Genomic DNA, 20,377 nt, shown 5'->3' on the forward strand with positions numbered 1-20,377 from the left:
CCTGCATCGACACGTTTCACTCTACCAGTTAACCAAACCCGTGCTGCCGATGGCCGCAGGCCGACAGGCGGCTGCGCCGAACACCTCGGCACGATCGGGCGCAAGGGTCTAGATTGAGGTCAGAGGTATTGGTGCAGAAGGAGACGTCGCATGCCTTACCATTCGAATGAACTGCTGTTCAGCCATTTCCGCGACAACAATATCGACCTGAGCAATATCGAAGCACAACTGCAACTGGTTGCCCCCAACAGCCCTAACCTGCCGCTCTACCGCGACATGATGCTGACCATCCTGCGCATGGCCCATGACGACAGCGACCGCTGGAGCGCCAAGATCACCTTGCAGGCCCTGCGCGAACTGGACCAGTCGTTCCGCACCCTGCAGCGTTACAAAGGCCGACGCAAAGTGACTGTGTTCGGCTCGGCACGCACCCCGCTCGAGCATCCGATGTACGCGCTGGCCCGCGAGCTAGGTGCCACTCTGGCGCGCTCCGACCTGATGGTTATCACCGGCGCCGGCGGCGGCATCATGGCGGCCGCCCACGAAGGCGCCGGCAGCGAGCACAGCCTGGGTTTCAACATCACCTTACCCTTCGAACAACATGCCAACCCGACGGTGAACGGTACCGACAAACTACTGCCGTTCCACTTTTTCTTCATCCGCAAGCTGTTCTTCGTCAAGGAGGCCGACGGCCTGGTGCTATGCCCTGGCGGCTTCGGCACACTGGATGAAGCCCTGGAGGTACTGACCCTGATCCAGACTGGCAAGAGCCCACTGGTACCGGTGGTGCTGCTGGACTCACCCGGCGGCAGCTTCTGGCGTGACTGCCTGGACTTCATCAGCCGCCAGTTGGAAGAAAACCGCTACATCCTGCCCAGCGACCTGAAGCTGGTGCGCCTGGTACACAGCGCTGACGAGGCGGTTGAGGAAATCAACCAGTTCTACAGCAACTACCACTCCAGCCGCTGGCTGAAGAGCCAGTTCGTGATCCGCATGCACCGTGCGCTCAGCGAGGCGGCGTTGTATGACATTCAGGAAGGGTTTGCCGATTTGCGCCTGAGTGGCAAATATCACCAGCAAGCGGATAGCAGTGCCGAGCACGAAGTTGGCAATTACAGCCATCTGACCCGCCTTTCATTCGCCTTCAACGGCCGAGATCAGGGCCGCTTGCGTGAGCTGGTGGATTTCATCAACCTGCCGGAGAACTGGGCCAAGCCGCAACCCATGCATACCACGCAGAGGGCCAGGCAGGCGCTGAAAGTGAGTTGATGCTTTTCTGTAACAGCTCGCGTGATACCTGCAGGAGCAACCTTAGGCTGTTTGCTCCTGCACCTGATCGGTTGTTGGGCGCAGACCGTCGTAGGAGCGGGTTTACCCGCGAAAGGGCCTGGCCTGCTGCCCAATATCCCTGGCCATTCGCCGTCGCAGCCGCCAACGTATTCGCGGGTGAACCCGCGCCTACAATGGAATGGAGACAGCCTGGGGCATTTGGCAAAACAGATTATCCGCTAAGGGCACGTGCCACTGTGGTTTCGAGCGTCAATAATCGTCGAGATCACGCCCGCTGAGCAGACGGCCGATCATGTCCATGGGGAACCCACGGTAAGCCAGGAACCGGGTCTGCTGGGCGCGGCTGCGCGGATCTTGCGGGCGCTGCCCGGCAAACTTGCGCTGCCACACGTCTCGCATACGCTCGCCCCAATTCACCTCGCTTTCACGCAGGGCCAGGTCGATATCTGCACGCGCCAAACCACGCTGACACAGCTCTTCGCGAATACGCGCTGGGCCATAGCCAGAGCCGGAACGATAACGAATGAAACTCTCGAGGTAGCGGGCTTCACTAAGCAGCCCTTCTTCGGCGAGCCGATCGAGTTCAGGCTCGATCAACTCGTCCGAAGCGCCGCGCTGACGCAACTTGCGCGTCAGCTCGACTCGACCGTGCTCACGTCGTGCGAGCAGGTCCATGGCTGTCCGCCGGATGGCGACGGGGGTGTCGAGTACGGCAGACATATTCGGCTATCTACTGCGCAATCAATAACCGGCGTCAGCGTCGGCCATGTCATCGGCATCAGCTTCGGCAGCAGCAGCTTTGCCGGCTTCAGCAGCAGCACCCGCTTTCAGCAACTTCTCACGAATCTGCTTCTCGATCTCGGCACCAATAGCCGGGTTCTCAGCAAGGTACTTGGCAGCGTTGGCTTTGCCTTGACCGATCTTGTTGCCCTGGTAGGCGTACCAGGCACCGGACTTCTCGACCAAGCCCTGAGATACCCCCAGATCAATGATCTCGCCGTTACGGTAGATACCTTTCCCGTAAAGAATCTGGAACTCAGCCTGACGGAACGGAGGCGAGACCTTGTTCTTGACGATCTTGACGCGGGTTTCGCTGCCGACCACCTCGTCGCCTTCCTTGACCGCGCCGGTACGGCGGATGTCCAGACGGACCGAAGCGTAGAACTTCAGGGCGTTACCACCGGTAGTGGTTTCCGGGCTGCCGAACATCACACCGATCTTCATACGGATCTGGTTGATGAAGATGACCAGGCAGTTCGCGTTCTTGATGTTACCGGTGATCTTGCGCAGCGCCTGGGACATCAGGCGGGCCTGCAGGCCCACATGCATGTCACCCATCTCGCCTTCGATCTCGGCCTTCGGTACCAGCGCGGCAACGGAGTCGACAATGATCACGTCGACCGCATTGGAACGCACCAGCATGTCGGTGATTTCAAGGGCCTGCTCACCGGTGTCCGGCTGCGAAACCAGCAGGTCATCGACGTTGACGCCCAGCTTGCCGGCGTACTCAGGGTCAAGGGCATGTTCAGCGTCGACGAAGGCGCAGGTAGCACCGTTCTTCTGCGCTTCAGCGATGACAGACAGGGTCAGCGTGGTCTTACCCGACGATTCCGGGCCGTAGATCTCGACGATACGGCCTTTTGGCAGACCGCCGATGCCCAGGGCGATATCCAGGCCCAGCGAGCCGGTGGAGATAGCCGGAATGCCTTGACGCTCATGGTCACCCATGCGCATGACCGCGCCTTTACCGAATTGGCGTTCGATCTGACCCAGGGCCGCAGCCAAGGCGCGCTTCTTGTTGTCGTCCATTGAAATCCTCACGTGTTCGACTTGGCCCTGACGGCCGGAATACCTGTATAAGTAGCCAGTATTATTCCACAGGCAGACGCCCGCGCAAACCCCTGTCGTCGATTTACTCGGCACCAAGCTGTAACAAGCCGTCTAACGCGGCGATCACCGTCTGTCGGCGCACCGCCTCGCGGTCACCGTCGAACTGCCGACGCTCGCTGAACACCCGGCTACCGTCACCCCAGGCCAGCCACACAGTGCCCACTGGTTTGGCTGGCGAGCCGCCGTCCGGCCCGGCCACACCACTCACCGCCACGGCAAACCGTGCGCCACTGGCAGCCTGAGCCCCACGGACCATGGCTTCAACCACTTCCTGGCTGACTGCCCCCACCTGACCGAACAACGCTTCAGGCACCCCCAACTGGCGGGTTTTCTGGGCATTGGAATAGGTGACGTAACCGGCTTCGAACCAGGCCGAGCTGCCAGGTATGCGGGTGATGGCTTCGGCAATGCCACCACCGGTGCATGATTCCGCGGTAGTTACCTGCGCATTGAATCGGCGCAGGTGCTCACCCAGGCGGGTGGCGAGCGTGGTGATCGGGTCCATGCAGGGTGCTCCTTGAGGGCGGCTCTCTACCCTACCACCCTACTTCGGGCTCTGGCTCAGGAAACTTTCAGGCTGGCCCGGGCGATTTCGCTGAACGCCAGTTCGTCACGCTGCCCCAGCCGCGGCAGCCCGTCAGGCCACTCCCGGCTCCAGTCAAAGCCGCCCAGCGTGCGCATGTCCTCGATTGCCGAACGCCACCAGACCACCTTGCACGCGCGCTGGTAGTCATCACCACTCATCACACTGCCGTAGAGCAACTTGCGGCCGATGCCACGCAGTTCCCGGGGTACATGCTTGAGGCTCCATTTCACCGAGAGCCGAGCCAACCACGAGGGCACCGGGCGATGTGCCGGCACCTTCAGGGCCAGACCTGGCATCTTCGAATGAAAATGCTCGCCATGCCGGGCAAAGAAGATTTCTAGAATGGCATGCACGTACTGCTTCATCGCAAAGTAATGGCTGATCACGCCGCGCGCCTCGTTGATCGGCGCGCCATGCAATTCGAAGGAAAAGGCGATCTGCTCGATCGTATGCAAGTCACGGGCATACGGCGTCCAGTCGTCAATCCGGACGATGGCGCGCTCGGCGATGCCAACGTCGTCGCGAGTAAAGCCCATGACACCGCTGTTACACAGCCGCAAGTCATCGGCCGGTGCTTCGCCTGACTCCGCAAGCCCCTCGACGAAGCTGCGGTAATAGCTGCTGCGCGAGGCCTCGGCCCAGCTCATTTCCACCTCGTCGACCAAGAATTGCCCGGTATCGACCTGGCTGAACAGCTTTTGCGGCGACTGCAGAAATACCGTATCGGTATCGATGAACACGGTCTTGTCCGCCCACTGCCCGGCCTGGGCAATGGCGCAGGCCTTGCGCCGATGGGTGTAGCCGCCGTCGCCGGCCCAGGCCTGCAAGGTCTGCTCGTCCAGTGTGATCACTTCCACCGGCCAGCCGGCAAAGGCCTGTGGCTGGTCGGTAAGCACGCGGATCACCGGCAACTCAGCCGGCTTGCAACGAGCCAGGGCGGTAAGGATGCTAAGTTTTGCCTCCAGCTGATAGATCCGGCACTTGCCATAAAGGAGGTAGATCAGCTGTTGCGTTACATAAGGGACAGGGCTGGACACATTCATCTTGCAGATCAGGGCTAGGGGCATTCGTCGAGGGGCGCACATTCTAGAGGGTTACGCGGTGCAGCTCCACCACTGCCCGCCAGACTGCGCACATGCCCCAAAGCACGTGCCTGCATCGCAACGAAAAAGCCTGTACCATTACGGGTTTACCATCGCCAACCAGATCCCCCCTGTAAGGCCCTGAATGTCAGATCTTTCCGCACACACACCGATGATGCAGCAGTACTGGAAGCTGAAAAACCAGCACCCGGACCAGCTGATGTTCTACCGCATGGGCGACTTCTACGAGATCTTCTACGAAGATGCGAAAAAGGCCGCGAAACTGCTGGATATCACCCTGACCGCCCGCGGTCAGTCGGCCGGCCAGTCCATCCCCATGTGCGGGATTCCGTTCCATTCGCTGGAGGGCTACCTGGCCAAGCTGGTCAAGCTCGGCGAGTCGGTGGTGATCTGTGAGCAGATCGGCGACCCCGCCACCAGCAAGGGCCCGGTGGAGCGCCAGGTGGTGCGCATCATCACCCCCGGCACGGTCAGCGACGAGGCACTGCTCGACGAGCGCCGCGACAACCTGATTGCCGCACTGCTCGGTGACGAGCGCCTGTTCGGCCTGGCGGTACTGGACATCACCAGCGGCAATTTCAGCGTGCAAGAAATCAAGGGCTGGGAAAACCTGCTGGCCGAACTCGAGCGCCTGAACCCGGTCGAGCTGTTGATCCCCGACGACTGGCCACGGGACCTGCCTGCGGAAAAACGCCCAGGCGCCCGCCGCCGCGCCCCCTGGGACTTCGACCGCGACTCGGCACGCAAGGCCCTGTGCCAACAGTTCGCGACCAAGGACCTCAAGGGCTTCGGCTGTGACAAGCTGACCCTGGCCATCGGTGCCGCCGGCTGCCTGCTGACCTACGCCAAGGAAACCCAGCGCACCGCGCTGCCGCACCTGCGCAGCCTGCGCCACGAGCGCCTGGACGATACGGTCATCCTCGATGGGGCCAGCCGCCGCAACCTGGAGCTGGACATCAACCTGGCCGGCGGGCGCGACAACACCCTGCAATCGGTGATCGACCGCTGCCAGACCGCCATGGCCAGCCGCCTGCTGAGCCGCTGGCTGAACCGCCCACTGCGCGACCTCAAGGTGCTGCAAGCACGCCAGGACTCGATCCGCTGCCTGCTCGACAGCTACCGCTTCGAGAAGCTGCAGCCGCAGCTGAAGGAGATTGGCGATATCGAGCGGATCCTCGCCCGTATTGGCCTGCGCAATGCCCGCCCGCGCGACCTGGCACGCCTGCGCGATGCGCTGGGCGCGTTGCCAGAGCTGCAGAACGCCATGACCGAACTCGAAGCGCCGCACCTGGCGCGTCTGGCGGCCATTACCGGTACCTATCCGGAACTGGCCAGCCTGTTGGAGCGGGCGATCATCGATAACCCGCCGGCGGTGATCCGCGACGGCGGTGTACTGAAAGCCGGCTATGACAACGAACTGGACGAGCTGCTGGCAATCAGCGAGAACGCCGGTCAGTTCCTGATCGACCTGGAAACCCGGGAAAAGGCCCGCACCGGCCTTGCCAACCTCAAGGTCGGCTACAACCGCGTGCACGGCTACTTCATCGAACTGCCGACCAAGCAGGCCGAGCAGGCCCCGGGCGACTACATCCGCCGCCAGACCCTCAAAGGCGCCGAGCGCTTCATCACCCCGGAGCTCAAGGCGTTCGAGGACAAGGCATTGTCGGCCAAGAGCCGCGCCCTGGCCCGCGAGAAGATGCTCTACGACGCGCTGCTGGAAACCCTGATCAGCCACCTGGCACCGCTGCAGGACAGCGCCGCCGCCCTGGCCGAGCTGGATGTGCTCAGCAACTTGGCCGAGCGCGCACTGAACCTCGACCTGAGCTGCCCACGCTTTGTCGACGAGCCTTGCCTGCGCATCGAGCAGGGCCGCCACCCGGTGGTGGAACAGGTACTGACCACGCCGTTCGTGGCCAACGACCTGGGCCTGGACAACAGTACGCGCATGCTGATCATCACCGGCCCTAACATGGGCGGTAAATCGACCTACATGCGCCAGACTGCGCTTATCGTGCTCCTGGCCCACATCGGTAGCTTCGTGCCGGCAGCCAGCTGCGAGCTGTCGCTGGTCGACCGCATCTTCACCCGCATCGGCTCCAGTGACGACCTGGCCGGCGGGCGCTCGACCTTCATGGTGGAGATGAGCGAGACCGCCAACATCCTGCACAACGCCACCGACCGCAGCCTGGTGCTGATGGACGAAGTGGGCCGCGGTACCAGCACCTTCGATGGCCTGTCGCTGGCCTGGGCCGCCGCCGAGCGCCTGGCCCAGCTGCGTGCCTACACACTGTTCGCCACCCACTACTTCGAACTGACCGTGCTGCCGGAGAGCGAGCCGCTGGTGGCCAACGTGCACCTGAACGCCACCGAGCACAATGAACGCATCGTGTTCCTGCACCACGTGCTACCCGGCCCTGCCAGCCAAAGCTACGGCCTGGCCGTTGCACAGCTGGCCGGCGTACCGACGGCAGTGATCCAGCGTGCTCGCGAACACCTTGGCCGGCTGGAAACCACCAGCCTGCCCCATGAGCAGCCTGCGGCCCACAAGGCCAAGGACGCGCCACAAGTGCCACACCAGAGCGACTTGTTTGCCAGCCTCCCTCATCCAGCCATCGAGAAGCTGGGCAAGCTGCAGCTGGACGACATGACCCCGCGTCAAGCTATCGAAATGCTATATCAACTAAAGAACCTGTTATAACGGCGCCCATTACAAGCTGGTAGAATCCGCCGCGGTTTGCTGGTGCTGCAGGTTATTAGCCTGGCCTGCAGCCACATACCCGTAAACCGCGCGGCCCTGAGAGGAAGGGCCGCCGCCGTCGCCTGAGGAGAGAATTAGAAATGACCTTCGTCGTCACCGACAACTGCATCAAATGCAAATACACCGACTGCGTGGAAGTCTGTCCGGTGGACTGCTTCTACGAAGGCCCGAACTTCCTGGTCATCCACCCGGACGAGTGCATCGACTGCGCCTTGTGCGAGCCGGAGTGCCCAGCGCAAGCCATCTTCTCGGAAGACGAAGTGCCTTCTGGCATGGAAAACTTCATCGAGCTGAACGCCGAGCTGGCGGAAATCTGGCCGAATATCACCGAGCGTAAGGACGCCCTGCCGGACGCTGAAGAATGGGATGGCAAGCCTGGCAAGATTGCCGACCTGGAGCGCTGATAGCGCCCAGACGCGAAAAAGGCCCTTCGGGGCCTTTTTTGTTTTCCTACGGGCAAAAAAAAGGGGCGGTTTGACCCGCCCACATTTTTTTCCGTAGTCCCTGCTTGTCCCAAACATCATCCTGATGAAATCGCTTCTTGCGATGTCCCTGGCCTTCATCCTGAAAGCCTGTGCATGTCCCTGTGCACAGTTCGAATACTAGCGGGTTCAGCCAGGCGAGCAAGCGATGGAGCTTGCAAGGTATTTCCGCGGACACATTTACTCACCGGTGAATAAACCATGCTTTTCAATGGGTTGTAAAAATTCAGCCTTTGGAAACGACTTTGATTTACTGAAGGTTGCATGGAAAGCTTACACAACGAGTAAGTAAAGGCTTACACGCGATGTTACTGGGGTAGCGCGGTACACATTTGATAGGTGTCTTGCCAGGTAGCGTCTGGGCGCCATGCGCCCCGGCAATCTGAAAGGGAACCTCGCTTTTCGCCACAAACAAAAACGCCCCGAGATCATCGGGGCGTTTTTGTTACAGCGCTAGCTACTGGAACAATGACTCGCTGGACAGACCATTCTTTTCAAGGATCTCACGCAAACGCTTCAGCCCTTCTACCTGAATCTGCCGCACCCGTTCCCGGGTCAGGCCAATCTCCAGGCCAACATCTTCGAGGGTACTGCTTTCATGCCCTCGCAGGCCGAAGCGACGCACCACCACCTCGCGCTGCTTGTCGGTCAACTCACCCAGCCACTGGTCTATGCTCTGCGACAGGTCGTCATCCTGCAGCAGTTCGCACGGGTCCGTCGGGCGGTCGTCGGTCAGGGTATCGAGCAGCGTCTTGTCCGAATCCGGGCCAAGCGACACGTCTACCGAAGACACCCGTTCGTTCAGGCCGAGCATACGCTTGACCTCGGCGACCGGCTTTTCCAGCAAGGTGGCGATTTCTTCCGGCGAGGGCTCGTGGTCGAGTTTCTGCGTCAGCTCGCGCGCGGCGCGCAGGTAGACGTTCAGTTCCTTGACCACGTGGATCGGCAGGCGAATGGTGCGAGTCTGGTTCATGATCGCCCGTTCGATGGTCTGGCGAATCCACCAGGTCGCGTAGGTCGAAAAACGGAAACCACGCTCCGGGTCGAACTTTTCGACCGCACGGATCAGCCCCAGGTTGCCCTCTTCGATCAGGTCGAGCAGCGACAGGCCACGGTTCACGTAACGACGGGCAATTTTGACAACCAGGCGCAGGTTGCTTTCGATCATGCGCTTGCGGCCGGCAGGGTCACCCTTTTGCGACAAGCGCGCAAAATGCACTTCTTCTTCCGGCGAAAGCAGCGGCGAGAAACCAATCTCGTTGAGATACAGCTGGGTGGCATCGAGCGCCCTGCTGTAATCGATGTACTTGTGTTGCTTGAGCGAAGAGCCCGATTTGGCCCTCGTCCGAACCGAAGATACAGCAGGTTCGTCTGACACCACATCCGTTTCCAAAACGATACCCGTCTCCATCAGGAGGACGTCATCGTCGATGTCAAACTCCGGCACTTCTTTACTGAGAGCCATTGTTATAATCCTTTGCTGAGTTCGAACTCAGACTCGAGCGGCACCTTTCTCCCTGGCAGCGCTTGAGCCTGTCCCCTCTACATCACAGGAACAGGCCGGGTACAACGGTCAACGACGTGGCAGGAACTGGAGTGGATCGACGGGTTTGCCCTGGCGGCGAATCTCGAAATGCAGCTTCACCCGATCTGTGCCCGTAGACCCCATTTCAGCAATCGACTGCCCTGCCTTGACCTGCTGCCCCTCCCGAACCAACAGCCTGCGGTTATGACCGTAGGCACTGACGTAGGTGTCGCTGTGCTTGATGATGATCAGCTCGCCGTAGCCCCTCAAACCACTCCCGGCATAAACCACCGCACCATCAGACGCAGCAAAAACAGGCTGTCCCAAATCACCGGCGATATCAATGCCTTTATTCAAACTACCGTTTGAAGCAAATTTTCCAATCAGCACGCCATTGGCAGGCCAGGTCCAACCACCTACCGCGCGCTCTGCGGCTGGTACGGTAGCGACCACAGGGGCAGGGGCGGAAGGCGCCGACGTGGCCGGTTTGCTGGTGCTGGCAGGCGCCGTGGCAGTGCTGCCCACAGGCCGCCGCGTGACCGTGGTGCGGCTTGACGAGGACGGGCTGGACACCACCGTGGTGCGGCTGCTGGAACCGCTGCTGAAACGAATCGCTTGGCCCGGGCGGATGGTATAAGGCGCCTGAATGCCGTTGCGTGCAGCCAGCTCCTTGTAGTCCCAGCCATAACGGAAGGCAATGGAGAACAGGGTGTCGCCTGGCTTGACGATGTATTGCCCAGAAGTCACCGCCGGGCGCTTGGGCACGGTGTTGTTGCGGTCGACCACCCGCGCGCTGTTGCTGCTGGTGCTTGAGCAACCCACCAGAAGCGTGCCCATGGCCAATGCAATCACCAGAAGCTTGAAACCCGACCCGTCCTTGCGCTGCCGAATGACTGTGTGACCCACCCGCGCTCCCCTCATGGTGCCGAAAATCGATATGAAGACAAGAAATGCAATATTGTTGCAATTATAACCAAGCCAGCCGGTAATGGCAGACGGGTTCAAAAGACGGGCATAAAACCCCGGTGCACGCTGTGCGTTAGCGCTTCGCACCGCCTGATAGACAGGGCGAAGCGACAAGAATTCGCCACCGGCACAAAAATACACCGCGCCTCATGCCTGCACAGCTCAGATCAACAGGCCTCAGGCCAGAGGCCCATTGAGCAGCGGCACGAAGCGCACAGCCCCCAGTACGCGACGGGAGAATCCATGCTCCTCGCGCACGATCAGCATCAGTTGCTGCGCTTCGCCGGCCGGCCCTACCGGGATGACCATACGTCCCCCGGGTGCCAGTTGGTCGAGTAGTGCCTGTGGTACTTCCGGCGCCACGGCGGTGACGATGATGCCGTTGTACGGCGCAAGCGCCGGCCACCCCTCACAACCGTCACCCCAGCGGAATACCACGTTGCGCAGGTTAAGCTCCACCAAACGCTCTTTGGCCCGGTCCTGCAGCACCTTGATGCGCTCTACCGAAAACACCCGCTCGACCAGCTGAGCCAGGATCGCCGTCTGGTAGCCCGAACCGGTGCCAATCTCCAGCACCTTGTCCAGCGGCCCGGCCTCGAGCAACAGCTCACTCATGTGAGCAACCATGAACGGCTGGGAGATGGTCTGGTTGTGGCCGATCGGCAGCGCGGTGTCTTCGTATGCTCGATGCGCCAGCGCCTCGTCGACGAACAGGTGGCGCGGCGTACGCCGGATCACGTCGAGCACCTTGGTGTTCGAAACCCCCTCTTCGCACAAGCGCTGTATCAGCCGCTCCCGGGTACGCTGAGAGGTCATGCCGATGCCACGCCGCAGCATATCGTCCTCGCGCATCAGAGCAGGCCCTCCAGCCATCCATCGAGCTGCTCGAAGGCATCATTGAAGGTGCGGTCGAGCTGTAATGGGGTAATTGATACGTAGCCTTGCATCACCGCGTGGAAGTCGGTGCCCGGGCCGCCGTCCTCGGCATCACCGGCCACGGCAATCCAGTAGCCTTCCTTGCCACGCGGGTTGACCACCTTGGTGGGCGCCGCCGCCCGCGCGCGGTGACCGAGACGGGTGAGCTGGATGCCACGGATGTGCTCCAGTGGCAAGTTGGGAATATTGACGTTGAGTACAGTGCGTGGCGGCAACACCAGGCGCGACTGTGCCTCGACCAGACGACGGGCGATATAGGCCGCAGTCGGCAGGTTGTCCGGCTGGCGCGACAACAGCGAGAACGCCAGCGAGGTACCGCCGAGGAAGCGGCCTTCCAGCGCCGCAGCGACCGTTCCCGAATACAGCACGTCATCGCCCAGGTTGGCACCGAGGTTGATCCCCGACACGACCATGTCCGGCGTCTGTGGCAACAGCCCATTGAGCCCCAGGTGCACGCAGTCGGTCGGCGTGCCGTTGAGGCTGATGAAGCCATTGGCCAGGGTCTGCGGATGCAGTGGCCGGTCCAGCGTCAGCGAACTGCTGGCGCCGCTCTTGTCTTGATCCGGGGCGATCACCGCGCACTCGGCATAATCCACCAGCGCAGCGTGCAGCGCGGCGATGCCAGGTGCGGTAACACCGTCGTCATTCGAAATCAGAATACGCATGGGCTGTCCGTCTGCCCTGCCGACACCAGATCCACGACTTCACGCACCACCACGGTGGCGAAGCATCCGGCCGGCAGGACGAATTCCAGTTGCAGGATATCAGGCTCGGGATAATGCCACGTCAGGCCGCCAATAGGGAGCCGCAGAATTCGCCGTTCGTGATCCATGCCCGCCTGGGCCAGCCACTGGCAAAGTGCCGGCTGACGTGCGCCGATAGCGTTTTCCAGCTGGGCAGGCGTAGCGCCAGCAGGTGAAGCGCCCTCCCCCCACATCGGGCCGGTTGGATGCAGGTCGAGAATCGCCAGGCGCGGGTCGGCACATTCCGCCTCACCCGCCGGGAAGAAACTGCGGCTGTCGGTGAACGCCAGCAGGTCCCCGACCTGGGCTCGGGCCCAGCTACCGTCAGCGACACGCGCAGCCAGCAACTGATTGAACAGGTAGCTGCGCCCGGCCGAAAGCAGCCGCGAACGCACGTTGCGCTGTTCAGGCAAAGCCTTGCGTGCGGCCCAATCGAGGGCGTCATGGACGTTGCCACCCCCGTGCCCGAAGCGCTGGGTGCCGAAATAGTTGGGCACACCTTGCTGCCTGAGCTGCTCCAGGCGCGCATCCACCGCCTGGTGATCGGCAGCCAGGGCGGTCAGGCGCAAGGTGAACCCGTTGGCCGAATGCGCGCCGCGCTGCAGTTTGCGCTGGTGACGCACCTGTTTGAGCACACGCAGGCTGGCATCCTCGGCACGCGACAGATCCGGGTCGGCCTTGCCCGGCAGGTGCAGGCTGAACCACTGGCGGGTCAGCGCCTGGCGGTCCTTCAGGCCGGCGTAGCTGATGCTGCGCACCGGCACGCCAGCGGCGCGGGCAAGGCGCCGGGCGGCTTCTTCAGTGTTCAGGTCACGCTTCTCGACCCACAGCCACAGGTGCTCGCCTTGGCCGGATAGCGGTATATCCAGAACTTCGTCAACCTGAAAGTCTTCGGCAACCGCTTTGAGGACGGCGGTGCCCAGGGGTTCGCCCGATGCGCGCGGGCCCAGCAATTCCAGTTCGGTCATGCTGGCAGCAGCAGGGCGACCGAATGCACGGCAATGCCCTCCTCGCGGCCGGTAAAGCCAAGCTTCTCTGTGGTGGTGGCCTTGACATTGACCTGGTCGAGCTCGACCTGCAGGTCTTCGGCGATCAGCTGGCGCATGGTTTCGATGTGTGGGGCCATTTTCGGTGCCTGGGCGACGATGGTGGCGTCAACGTTGCCGACCTTCCAGCCCTTGGCCTTGACGATGCCGACCACATGACGCAGCAGCGCGCGGCTGTCAGCACCCTTGAACTGCGGGTCAGTGTCAGGGAAGTGCTTGCCGATGTCGCCCAGCGCCGCAGCGCCAAGCAAGGCATCGCTCAGGGCGTGCAACAGCACGTCACCGTCAGAATGGGCCAACAGGCCGCATTTGTGGGGGATACGCACCCCGCCCAGGGTAATGAAATCACCGTCGCAGAAACGGTGCACATCGTAGCCGTGGCCAATACGCATAAAAAAACGCCCTGAATGAGTCAGGGCGTGATTCTACCTGCTTTGCTGCGGGTTTGGCGGCTTTTGGACCAGGGTGTTACACCCGCCCCAGTGCCACCGCATGATGGCGCAGGTGCTCCTCGATGAAGCTGGCAATGAAGTAGTAGCTATGGTCATAACCCGGCTGCATACGCAGGGTCATTGCATGGCCACCTTTGCGTGCAGCCTGTTCCAGCGCTTCAGGCTTGAGTTGCTTCTCGAGGAAGTCGTCACGGTCGCCCTGATCCACCAGCAACGGCGGGCATTGGCCTGCCGGGGTTTCGGCCAGCAGCACGCTGGCATCCCACTCACGCCAGCGCCCACGGTCTTCACCCAGGTAGCGGCTGAAGGCTTTCTCGCCCCACGGACAATCCATCGGATTGCTGATTGGCGAGAATGCCGACACCGAGCGGTAGCGCCCCGGATTGCGCAAGGCGCACACCAGCGCGCCATGCCCACCCATGGAGTGGCCGCTGATGCTGCGCTCGCCCGACGCCGGGAAGTGGGCCTCGATCAGGGCTGGCAACTCCTCCACCACATAGTCGTGCATGCGGTAGTGCTGGGCCCAGGGTTGCTGGGTGGCGTTGAGGTAGAAGCCAGCGCCCAGGCCGAAGTCCCAGGCGCCGTCCGGATCGCCCGGCACCTGCTCGCCACGCGGGCTGGTATCGGGGGCAACGATGATCAGCCCCAGCTCGGCGGCCAGACGCTGGGCGCCGGCCTTCTGCATGAAGTTCTCGTCGGTGCAGGTGAGGCCGCTGAGCCAGTAAAGCACCGGCAGCTTTTCGCCCTGCTCGGCCTGCGGTGGCAGGTACACGGCGAACACCATATCGCAACCCAGCACCTTGGAATGATGCCGGTAACGCTTGTGCCAGCCGCCGAAGCTCTTCTGGCAGGAGATGTTATCCAGGCTCATGGCAGACCTCAGAAGTGGATCACGCTACGGATGCTCTTGCCTTCATGCATCAGGTCGAAGGCCTTGTTGATGTCTTCCAGCCCCATCGTGTGGGTGATGAAGGTGTCCAGCGGGATCTCGCCTTTCTCGGACATTTCCACGTAGCTCGGCAGTTCGCTGCGGCCACGCACCCCGCCGAACGCCGAACCACGCCAGACCCGACCGGTAACCAGCTGGAACGGACGCGTGGAAATTTCCTGGCCGGCACCGGCCACACCGATGATCACCGACTCACCCCATCCCTTGTGGCAGCATTCCAGGGCGGCGCGCATCAGCTGAACGTTGCCGATGCACTCGAAGGAGAAGTCCACGCCACCATCGGTGAGGTCGACGATCACTTCCTGGATCGGGCGATCGTAGTCTTTCGGGTTGATGCAATCAGTGGCACCCAGTTGGCGGGCGATTTCGAACTTGGCCGGGTTGATGTCGATGGCGATGATACGCGAGGCCTTGGCCTTGACCGCACCGATCACGGCCGACAGGCCGATGCCACCGAGGCCGAAGATGGCCACGGTATCACCCGGCTTGACCTTGGCAGTGTTGAGTACCGCGCCGATACCGGTGGTGACGCCGCAGCCCAGCAGGCAGACCTTTTCCAGTGGTGCTTCTTTCTGGATCTTGGCCACGGAAATTTCCGGCAGCACGGTGTATTCGGAGAACGTCGAGGTGCCCATGTAGTGGAACAGTTGCTGGCCCTTGTGCGAGAAGCGCGTGGTGCCGTCCGGCATCAGGCCCTTGCCCTGGGTGGCGCGGATGGCCTGGCACAGGTTGGTCTTGCCCGAGAGGCAGAACTTGCACTTGCCGCATTCTGGGGTGTACAGCGGGATGACGTGGTCACCCACGGCGACCGAGGTCACCCCCTCGCCCACCGCTTCGACGATGGCACCGCCTTCGTGGCCGAGGATCGATGGGAAGATCCCTTCCGGGTCAGCACCGGACAGGGTATAGGCATCGGTGTGGCAGACACCGCTGGCGACCACGCGCAGCAGCACTTCACCGGCTTTTGGCATGGCCACGTCGACTTCGACGATTTCCAGGGGTTTCTTGGCTTCGAAGGCAACGGCAGCACGGGACTTGATCATCAAAGGTCTCCAGACAGTGGATCGATTCAGTCTTGCAGTGTAATTCAGCGTCATTTGATTAATAATCAGGCCAAAGACAAAACATTATTGCCATACAGGGATAATCGATGAGCAGCCGATGGGAAGGCATCGACGAATTTGTCGCCGTGGCCGAATCGGGCCAGTTCACTGCCGCCGCCGAACGCCTGGGGGTTTCCTCATCGCACATCAGCCGGCAGATCGCCCGGCTGGAGGACCGCCTGCAAACGCGCCTGCTGTATCGCAGTACCCGCCGGGTAACCCTCAGCGAAGCCGGGCAGACCTTCCTGCAGCATTGCCAACGCTTGCAGGATGGCCGCGAGGAAGCGTTGCGCGCCATGGGCGACCTGGCCAGCGAACCCAAGGGCTTGTTGCGCATGACGTGCGCCGTGGCCTACGGCGAGCGCTTCATCGTGCCGCTGGTGACGCGATTCATGGCGCTGTACCCGCAGCTGCGCGTGGATGTGGAGCTGAGCAACCACACCCTCGACCTGCTGCATGAAGGCATGGACCTGGCGATCCGCCTGGGCCGCCTGGCCGACTCTCGCTTGGTGGCTACCCGCCTGGCGCCAAGGCGCATGTACCTGTGCGCCTCGCCGGCCTATCTTGAGCGCTATGGCCGGCCACACAGCCTGTCGGAGCTGGCGCGGCACAATTGCCTGGTGGGGAGTTCGGACTTGTGGGCGCTACAGCAGGATGGCCGTGAGATCAGCCAGCGGGTACAGGGTAACTGGCGCTGCAACAGTGGCCAGGCAGTGCTGGATGCGGCGCTGCAAGGGATCGGGTTGTGCCAGTTGCCGGATTACTACGTGCTGGAACACCTGAACAGTGGTGCGCTGGTGTCGCTGCTGGAGGCGCACCAACCGCCGAATACGGCGGTGTGGGCGCTGTATCCGCAGCAGAGGCACCTGTCGCCGAAGGTACGGCGGCTGGTGGATTACCTGAAGGAGGGGTTGGCGGGGTTGCCGGAGTATCGTTTCGGCTGACGGGATGTGCTGCATGTACTGGCCTCTTCGCGGGCAACCCCGCGCCTACGACGGCCTGTGCCCAACCACCGATGCGTATGTAGGAGCGGGTTTACCCGCGAATACGGCGGCGGCGCCAACGGTGAACGCCGGGTGGAAATTGGCCGCCCCAGTAGAACGCTCAGCGTTTACCCGCCCAGCGCTGGCGCAACCATTCGAGATCTTCGGGCCGGGTTACCTTTATGTTGTCACTGCGCCCTTCCACCAGCCGCGGCGCCTGACCGGACCATTCGATGGCCGAGGCTTCATCGGTCACCACCACATCCGACACCAGGCACTCAGCCAGCGCCCGGTGCAACGCTCCAAGGCGGAACATCTGCGGTGTGTACGCCTGCCATATCGTGCTGCGGTCCACGGTAGCACTCACCCGGCCATGGCTGTCGGCACGCTTGAGGGTATCGCGCGCCGGCACCGCCAGCAGGCCACCCACCGGGTCGTCCGCCAGCTCCGACAACAGCTTGTCCAGGTCACTGCGCGCCAGGTTCGGCCGCGCAGCATCGTGCACCAGCACCCAGTCGCTGTCCCCCGCCCCCTGGGCATGCAGCACCAGCAAGGCGTTAAGCACCGAGTCAGCGCGTTCACGCCCGCCCGCCGCGCACTGAATGCGTGGGTCGCTGGCGTAGCGCAGGCCAGGCCAGTACGGGTCGTCTTCGGCAATGCTGACCACCAGGCCCTTAAGTGCCGGGTGGCCAAGAAAACAGTCGAGGCTGTGCTCGAGAAGGGTCTGCCCAGCCAGCTCCAGGTATTGCTTGGGGCGGTCGGCAGCCATGCGGGCGCCTACACCCGCCGCAGGAATCACGGCCCAGAAGGCCGGCAAGGTATCGATCATTTCTGTGGCAACTGGAAGAGGGTTTCGCCCTCTTTGACCATCCCCAATTCGTGGCGGGCCCGTTCTTCAACGGTCTCCATGCCTTTTTTCAGCTCTAGCACTTCAGCATCGAGCACACGATTACGCTCGAGCAAGCGCTCGTTTTCGGCATGCTGATCGGCAATCTGCTGCTTCAGTTCGGTCACTTGCGCCAGGCTGCCGTTACCCACCCACAGGCGGTACTGCAGGCCACCCAACAGCAAGAGCAGAACGAGGAACAACCAATAGGGACTGCGCATCACGTTATCCAGGTTAAAAAGGCTGCCGCGTTTTTACTTCGGGGCCTCGAATAGCACGAAGCCTGGCCGAGGCCAGGCTTCGTCGACAGAAACCCGTTAGTACGTAGGAAAGTTCAGTACGAACGTTCCTACAACTTCGGCTGCTGCCTTTTTACCATCTCTTGCTTAGCCGCGAAACTCGGCACGACCGCGGTAAACCGCTTTGGCGCCCAGTTGCTCTTCGATGCGCAGCAGCTGGTTGTACTTGGAAACGCGGTCGGAACGGCACAGCGAGCCGGTCTTGATCTGGCCAGCAGCAGTACCCACAGCCAGGTCGGCAATGGTCGAGTCTTCGGTTTCACCGGAACGGTGCGAGATCACTGCAGTGTAACCAGCAGCCTTGGCCATCTGGATGGCTTCCAGGGTTTCGGTCAGCGAGCCGATCTGGTTGAACTTGATCAGGATCGAGTTACCGATGCCTTTCTCGATGCCTTCCTTGAGGATCTTGGTGTTGGTCACGAACAGGTCGTCACCGACCAGCTGGACTTTTTCACCGATCTTGTCAGTGAGGATTTTCCAGCCAGCCCAGTCGGACTCGTCCAGGCCGTCTTCGATCGAAATGATCGGGAAACGCTCGGTCAGGCCTTTCAGGTAGTCGGCGAAGCCTTCGGCGTCGAACGACTTGCCTTCGCCGGACAGGTTGTACTTGCCGTCTTCGTAGAATTCAGAAGCCGCGCAATCCAGGGCCAGGGTCACGTCGGTGCCCAGCTTGTAGCCGGCTTTTTCGACAGCTTCAGCGATGGCGCCCAGGGCGTCTTCGTTGGATGCCAGGTTAGGGGCGAAACCACCTTCATCACCTACGGCGGTGTTCAGGCCACGGGCCTTCAGGACGGCCTTGAGGTGGTGGAAGATTTCGGTACCCATGCGCAGGCCGTCAGAGAAGGTCTTGGCGCCAACCGGCTGAACCATGAACTCCTGGATGTCGACGTTGTTGTCGGCGTGCTCGCCACCGTTGATGATGTTCATCATCGGAACCGGCATCGAGTACTGGCCCGGGGTGCCGTTCAGGTTGGCGATGTGCGCGTACAGCGGCAGGTCCTGGTCCTGGGCAGCAGCTTTGGCGGCAGCCAGGGAAACAGCCAGGATGGCGTTGGCGCCCAGCTTGGCCTTGTTCTCGGTACCGTCCAGTTCAATCATGGCGCGGTCCAGCGCCTTCTGGTCGGAAGGATCCTTGCCCAGCAGCAGGTCACGGATCGGGCCGTTGATGTTGGCGACGGCCTTCAGCACGCCCTTGCCCAGGTAACGGCTCTTGTCGCCATCACGCAGCTCCAGCGCTTCGCGCGAGCCGGTAGAAGCACCGGACGGCGCGCAAGCGCTGCCGATGATGCCGTTGTCGAGCAGTACATCGGCTTCCACAGTGGGGTTGCCACGCGAATCGAGAACTTCACGACCTTTGATGTCGACGATTTTTGCCATTGTTGTAAGCACTCCAGAATTTGACGAAAACAACTTAGCTTAGGAAATTCTTGCCGTTCACCAGGCGAACTTGCTTTGGGCAGGCCTGATGAAGGGAGCCCCTGACCGACTGGTCAGGGGTGGATCGGGCGGTACTTTACCCGAGAAATGAGCTTTACGCGGTTTCTACCGTCGGAAAACTTTTCACCAGGTCGTCCAATTGCTTGAGCTGGACCAGGAACGGCTCCAGTTTATCCAGGCGCAAGGCGCATGGGCCATCGCACTTGGCGTTGTCCGGATCGGGGTGGGCTTCGAGGAAAAGCCCGGCCAGGCCCTGGCTCATGCCGGCCTTGGCCAGGTCAGTGACCTGGGCACGACGGCCGCCGGCGGAATCGGCGCGGCCACCCGGCATCTGCAGGGCGTGGGTCACGTCGAAGAACACCGGGTAGTCGAACTGCTTCATGATGCCGAAGCCCAGCATGTCGACCACCAGGTTGTTGTAGCCGAAGCTCGAACCACGCTCGCAGAGTATCAACTGGTCGTTACCGGCTTCTTCGCACTTGGCCAGGATGTGTTTCATTTCCTGAGGTGCGAGGAACTGAGCCTTCTTGATGTTGATCACCACGCCGGTCTTGGCCATGGCCACTACCAGGTCAGTCTGCCGCGACAGGAAAGCCGGCAACTGGATGATGTCGCATACCTTGGCGACGGGCTCGGCCTGGTAAGGCTCGTGCACGTCGGTGATCACCGGCACGTTGAAGGTGCGCTTGATCTCTTCGAAGATCTTCAGCCCCTCGTCCATGCCAGGGCCACGGTAGGACGTTACCGACGAACGGTTGGCCTTGTCGAAGCTGGCCTTGAACACATACGGGATACCGAGCTTCTCGGTAACCCGCACGTACTCTTCGCAGACCTTCATCGCCAGGTCACGGGACTCCAGAACATTCATGCCGCCGAACAGGACGAAAGGCTTGTCATTGGCGATTTCGATGTTACCGACGCGGATGATCTTCTGGGTCATCGA

General features: G+C 61.7%; 20 protein-coding genes. 4 read left to right on the top strand and 16 right to left on the bottom strand.

Going from position 1 to position 20,377, the window contains the following annotated elements; all coding sequences use genetic code 11:
• Positions 1-150: 150 nt before the first annotated feature.
• Complete coding sequence (locus ACK59Z_RS06930; RefSeq protein WP_409292674.1) at positions 151-1,269, top strand: LOG family protein; 1,119 nt, start codon at positions 151-153, stop codon at positions 1,267-1,269.
• A gap of 270 nt (positions 1,270-1,539) precedes the next feature.
• Here ACK59Z_RS06930 and recX read toward each other — a convergent pair whose 3' ends face one another.
• The 4 genes from recX to ACK59Z_RS06950 form a co-directional block, all read right to left on the bottom strand.
• Positions 1,540-2,010: a recombination regulator RecX gene (gene recX, locus ACK59Z_RS06935; RefSeq protein WP_108191561.1), complete on the bottom strand. Its 471-nt coding sequence runs from the start codon at positions 2,008-2,010 to the stop codon at positions 1,540-1,542.
• Between the two features lie 21 nt (positions 2,011-2,031).
• Positions 2,032-3,099 carry a recombinase RecA gene (recA, locus tag ACK59Z_RS06940; RefSeq protein ID WP_003252365.1) on the bottom strand — a complete coding sequence of 356 codons (1,068 nt, stop codon included), beginning with the start codon at positions 3,097-3,099 and terminating at the stop codon, positions 2,032-2,034.
• 103 nt (positions 3,100-3,202) lie between these two features.
• Positions 3,203-3,685 carry a CinA family protein gene (locus tag ACK59Z_RS06945; protein WP_003252362.1) on the bottom strand — a complete coding sequence of 161 codons (483 nt, stop codon included), beginning with the start codon at positions 3,683-3,685 and terminating at the stop codon, positions 3,203-3,205.
• Between the two features lie 56 nt (positions 3,686-3,741).
• Positions 3,742-4,809, bottom strand: a complete 1,068-nt coding sequence (locus ACK59Z_RS06950) for a hypothetical protein (protein ID WP_409292678.1) — start codon at positions 4,807-4,809, stop codon at positions 3,742-3,744.
• A 184-nt stretch (positions 4,810-4,993) separates the two neighbouring features.
• Here ACK59Z_RS06950 and mutS point away from each other — a divergent pair, with 184 nt between their 5' ends.
• The gene (gene mutS, locus ACK59Z_RS06955) at positions 4,994-7,567 is read left to right on the top strand and encodes a DNA mismatch repair protein MutS (RefSeq protein ID WP_003252357.1); all 2,574 of its coding nucleotides are present in this window, start codon (positions 4,994-4,996) and stop codon (positions 7,565-7,567) included.
• A 140-nt stretch (positions 7,568-7,707) separates the two neighbouring features.
• Positions 7,708-8,031, top strand: a complete 324-nt coding sequence (gene fdxA, locus ACK59Z_RS06960; protein ID WP_003252355.1) for a ferredoxin FdxA — start codon at positions 7,708-7,710, stop codon at positions 8,029-8,031.
• 535 nt (positions 8,032-8,566) lie between these two features.
• Here the strand turns inward: fdxA and rpoS are convergent.
• The 8 genes from rpoS to ACK59Z_RS07000 all read right to left on the bottom strand — a co-directional run bounded on the left by rpoS (position 8,567) and on the right by ACK59Z_RS07000 (position 15,769).
• Positions 8,567-9,574 (bottom strand): RNA polymerase sigma factor RpoS, encoded by a 1,008-nt coding sequence (rpoS, locus tag ACK59Z_RS06965; protein WP_003252351.1) that lies wholly within the window; start codon positions 9,572-9,574, stop codon positions 8,567-8,569.
• Between the two features lie 108 nt (positions 9,575-9,682).
• A complete protein-coding gene (locus tag ACK59Z_RS06970; RefSeq protein ID WP_003252350.1) occupies positions 9,683-10,540 on the bottom strand; it encodes a peptidoglycan DD-metalloendopeptidase family protein in 858 nt (285 codons plus the stop codon).
• Between the two features lie 237 nt (positions 10,541-10,777).
• Complete coding sequence (locus tag ACK59Z_RS06975) at positions 10,778-11,416, bottom strand: protein-L-isoaspartate(D-aspartate) O-methyltransferase (RefSeq protein ID WP_003252348.1); 639 nt, start codon at positions 11,414-11,416, stop codon at positions 10,778-10,780.
• Positions 11,417-11,451: 35 nt separating this feature from the next.
• Complete coding sequence (surE, locus tag ACK59Z_RS06980; RefSeq protein WP_003252346.1) at positions 11,452-12,201, bottom strand: 5'/3'-nucleotidase SurE; 750 nt, start codon at positions 12,199-12,201, stop codon at positions 11,452-11,454.
• Positions 12,189-13,247, bottom strand: coding sequence for a tRNA pseudouridine(13) synthase TruD (gene truD / locus ACK59Z_RS06985; RefSeq protein ID WP_108191562.1), 1,059 nt, complete (start codon positions 13,245-13,247; stop codon positions 12,189-12,191). Before truD ends, surE begins: the two co-directional genes overlap by 13 nt.
• Entirely contained in the window at positions 13,244-13,717 is a 474-nt protein-coding gene (gene ispF, locus ACK59Z_RS06990) for a 2-C-methyl-D-erythritol 2,4-cyclodiphosphate synthase (RefSeq protein ID WP_108191563.1), read from the bottom strand. Before ispF ends, truD begins: the two co-directional genes overlap by 4 nt.
• Before the next feature lie 76 nt (positions 13,718-13,793).
• Entirely contained in the window at positions 13,794-14,648 is an 855-nt protein-coding gene (gene fghA, locus ACK59Z_RS06995) for an S-formylglutathione hydrolase (RefSeq protein ID WP_003252340.1), read from the bottom strand.
• Positions 14,649-14,656: 8 nt separating this feature from the next.
• Positions 14,657-15,769, bottom strand: a complete 1,113-nt coding sequence (locus ACK59Z_RS07000) for an S-(hydroxymethyl)glutathione dehydrogenase/class III alcohol dehydrogenase (protein WP_409292681.1) — start codon at positions 15,767-15,769, stop codon at positions 14,657-14,659.
• Positions 15,770-15,876: 107 nt separating this feature from the next.
• On the opposite strand from ACK59Z_RS07000, the gene ACK59Z_RS07005 reads away from it, so the two are divergent.
• Positions 15,877-16,773, top strand: a complete 897-nt coding sequence (locus tag ACK59Z_RS07005) for a LysR substrate-binding domain-containing protein (RefSeq protein ID WP_003252336.1) — start codon at positions 15,877-15,879, stop codon at positions 16,771-16,773.
• Between the two features lie 160 nt (positions 16,774-16,933).
• Here ACK59Z_RS07005 and ispD read toward each other — a convergent pair whose 3' ends face one another.
• The 4 genes from ispD to kdsA all read right to left on the bottom strand — a co-directional run bounded on the left by ispD (position 16,934) and on the right by kdsA (position 20,374).
• On the bottom strand, positions 16,934-17,641 hold the full coding sequence (gene ispD, locus ACK59Z_RS07010; RefSeq protein ID WP_108191564.1) for a 2-C-methyl-D-erythritol 4-phosphate cytidylyltransferase: 708 nt from the start codon (positions 17,639-17,641) through the stop codon (positions 16,934-16,936).
• Positions 17,638-17,919: a cell division protein FtsB gene (ftsB, locus tag ACK59Z_RS07015; RefSeq protein WP_004576849.1), complete on the bottom strand. Its 282-nt coding sequence runs from the start codon at positions 17,917-17,919 to the stop codon at positions 17,638-17,640. Before ftsB ends, ispD begins: the two co-directional genes overlap by 4 nt.
• A gap of 165 nt (positions 17,920-18,084) precedes the next feature.
• Positions 18,085-19,374: a phosphopyruvate hydratase gene (gene eno, locus ACK59Z_RS07020; protein WP_003252333.1), complete on the bottom strand. Its 1,290-nt coding sequence runs from the start codon at positions 19,372-19,374 to the stop codon at positions 18,085-18,087.
• Positions 19,375-19,528: 154 nt separating this feature from the next.
• Entirely contained in the window at positions 19,529-20,374 is an 846-nt protein-coding gene (gene kdsA, locus ACK59Z_RS07025; protein ID WP_108191565.1) for a 3-deoxy-8-phosphooctulonate synthase, read from the bottom strand.
• Between the last annotated feature and the right edge of the window lie 3 nt (positions 20,375-20,377).

The organism is Pseudomonas sp. KCJK9058 (genome assembly GCF_046230975.1).
Classification (GTDB): Bacteria; Pseudomonadota; Gammaproteobacteria; order Pseudomonadales; family Pseudomonadaceae; genus Aquipseudomonas; species Aquipseudomonas alloputida.

Bases quoted from the DNA above. Each gene is read 5' to 3' on its own strand.
- ACK59Z_RS06930 (WP_409292674.1), top strand. From the start codon at position 151: ATGCCTTACCATTCGAATGAACTGCTGTTCAGCCATTTCCGCGACAAC.
- recX (WP_108191561.1), bottom strand. From the start codon at position 2,010: ATGTCTGCCGTACTCGACACCCCCGTCGCCATCCGGCGGACAGCCATG.
- recA (WP_003252365.1), bottom strand. From the start codon at position 3,099: ATGGACGACAACAAGAAGCGCGCCTTGGCTGCGGCCCTGGGTCAGATC.
- ACK59Z_RS06945 (WP_003252362.1), bottom strand. From the start codon at position 3,685: ATGGACCCGATCACCACGCTCGCCACCCGCCTGGGTGAGCACCTGCGC.
- ACK59Z_RS06950 (WP_409292678.1), bottom strand. From the start codon at position 4,809: ATGAATGTGTCCAGCCCTGTCCCTTATGTAACGCAACAGCTGATCTAC.
- mutS (WP_003252357.1), top strand. From the start codon at position 4,994: ATGTCAGATCTTTCCGCACACACACCGATGATGCAGCAGTACTGGAAG.
- fdxA (WP_003252355.1), top strand. From the start codon at position 7,708: ATGACCTTCGTCGTCACCGACAACTGCATCAAATGCAAATACACCGAC.
- rpoS (WP_003252351.1), bottom strand. From the start codon at position 9,574: ATGGCTCTCAGTAAAGAAGTGCCGGAGTTTGACATCGACGATGACGTC.
- ACK59Z_RS06975 (WP_003252348.1), bottom strand. From the start codon at position 11,416: ATGACCTCTCAGCGTACCCGGGAGCGGCTGATACAGCGCTTGTGCGAA.
- surE (WP_003252346.1), bottom strand. From the start codon at position 12,201: ATGCGTATTCTGATTTCGAATGACGACGGTGTTACCGCACCTGGCATC.
- truD (WP_108191562.1), bottom strand. From the start codon at position 13,247: ATGACCGAACTGGAATTGCTGGGCCCGCGCGCATCGGGCGAACCCCTG.
- ispF (WP_108191563.1), bottom strand. From the start codon at position 13,717: ATGCGTATTGGCCACGGCTACGATGTGCACCGTTTCTGCGACGGTGAT.
- fghA (WP_003252340.1), bottom strand. From the start codon at position 14,648: ATGAGCCTGGATAACATCTCCTGCCAGAAGAGCTTCGGCGGCTGGCAC.
- ACK59Z_RS07000 (WP_409292681.1), bottom strand. From the start codon at position 15,769: ATGATCAAGTCCCGTGCTGCCGTTGCCTTCGAAGCCAAGAAACCCCTG.
- ACK59Z_RS07005 (WP_003252336.1), top strand. From the start codon at position 15,877: ATGAGCAGCCGATGGGAAGGCATCGACGAATTTGTCGCCGTGGCCGAA.
- ispD (WP_108191564.1), bottom strand. From the start codon at position 17,641: ATGATCGATACCTTGCCGGCCTTCTGGGCCGTGATTCCTGCGGCGGGT.
- ftsB (WP_004576849.1), bottom strand. From the start codon at position 17,919: ATGCGCAGTCCCTATTGGTTGTTCCTCGTTCTGCTCTTGCTGTTGGGT.
- eno (WP_003252333.1), bottom strand. From the start codon at position 19,374: ATGGCAAAAATCGTCGACATCAAAGGTCGTGAAGTTCTCGATTCGCGT.
- kdsA (WP_108191565.1), bottom strand. From the start codon at position 20,374: ATGACCCAGAAGATCATCCGCGTCGGTAACATCGAAATCGCCAATGAC.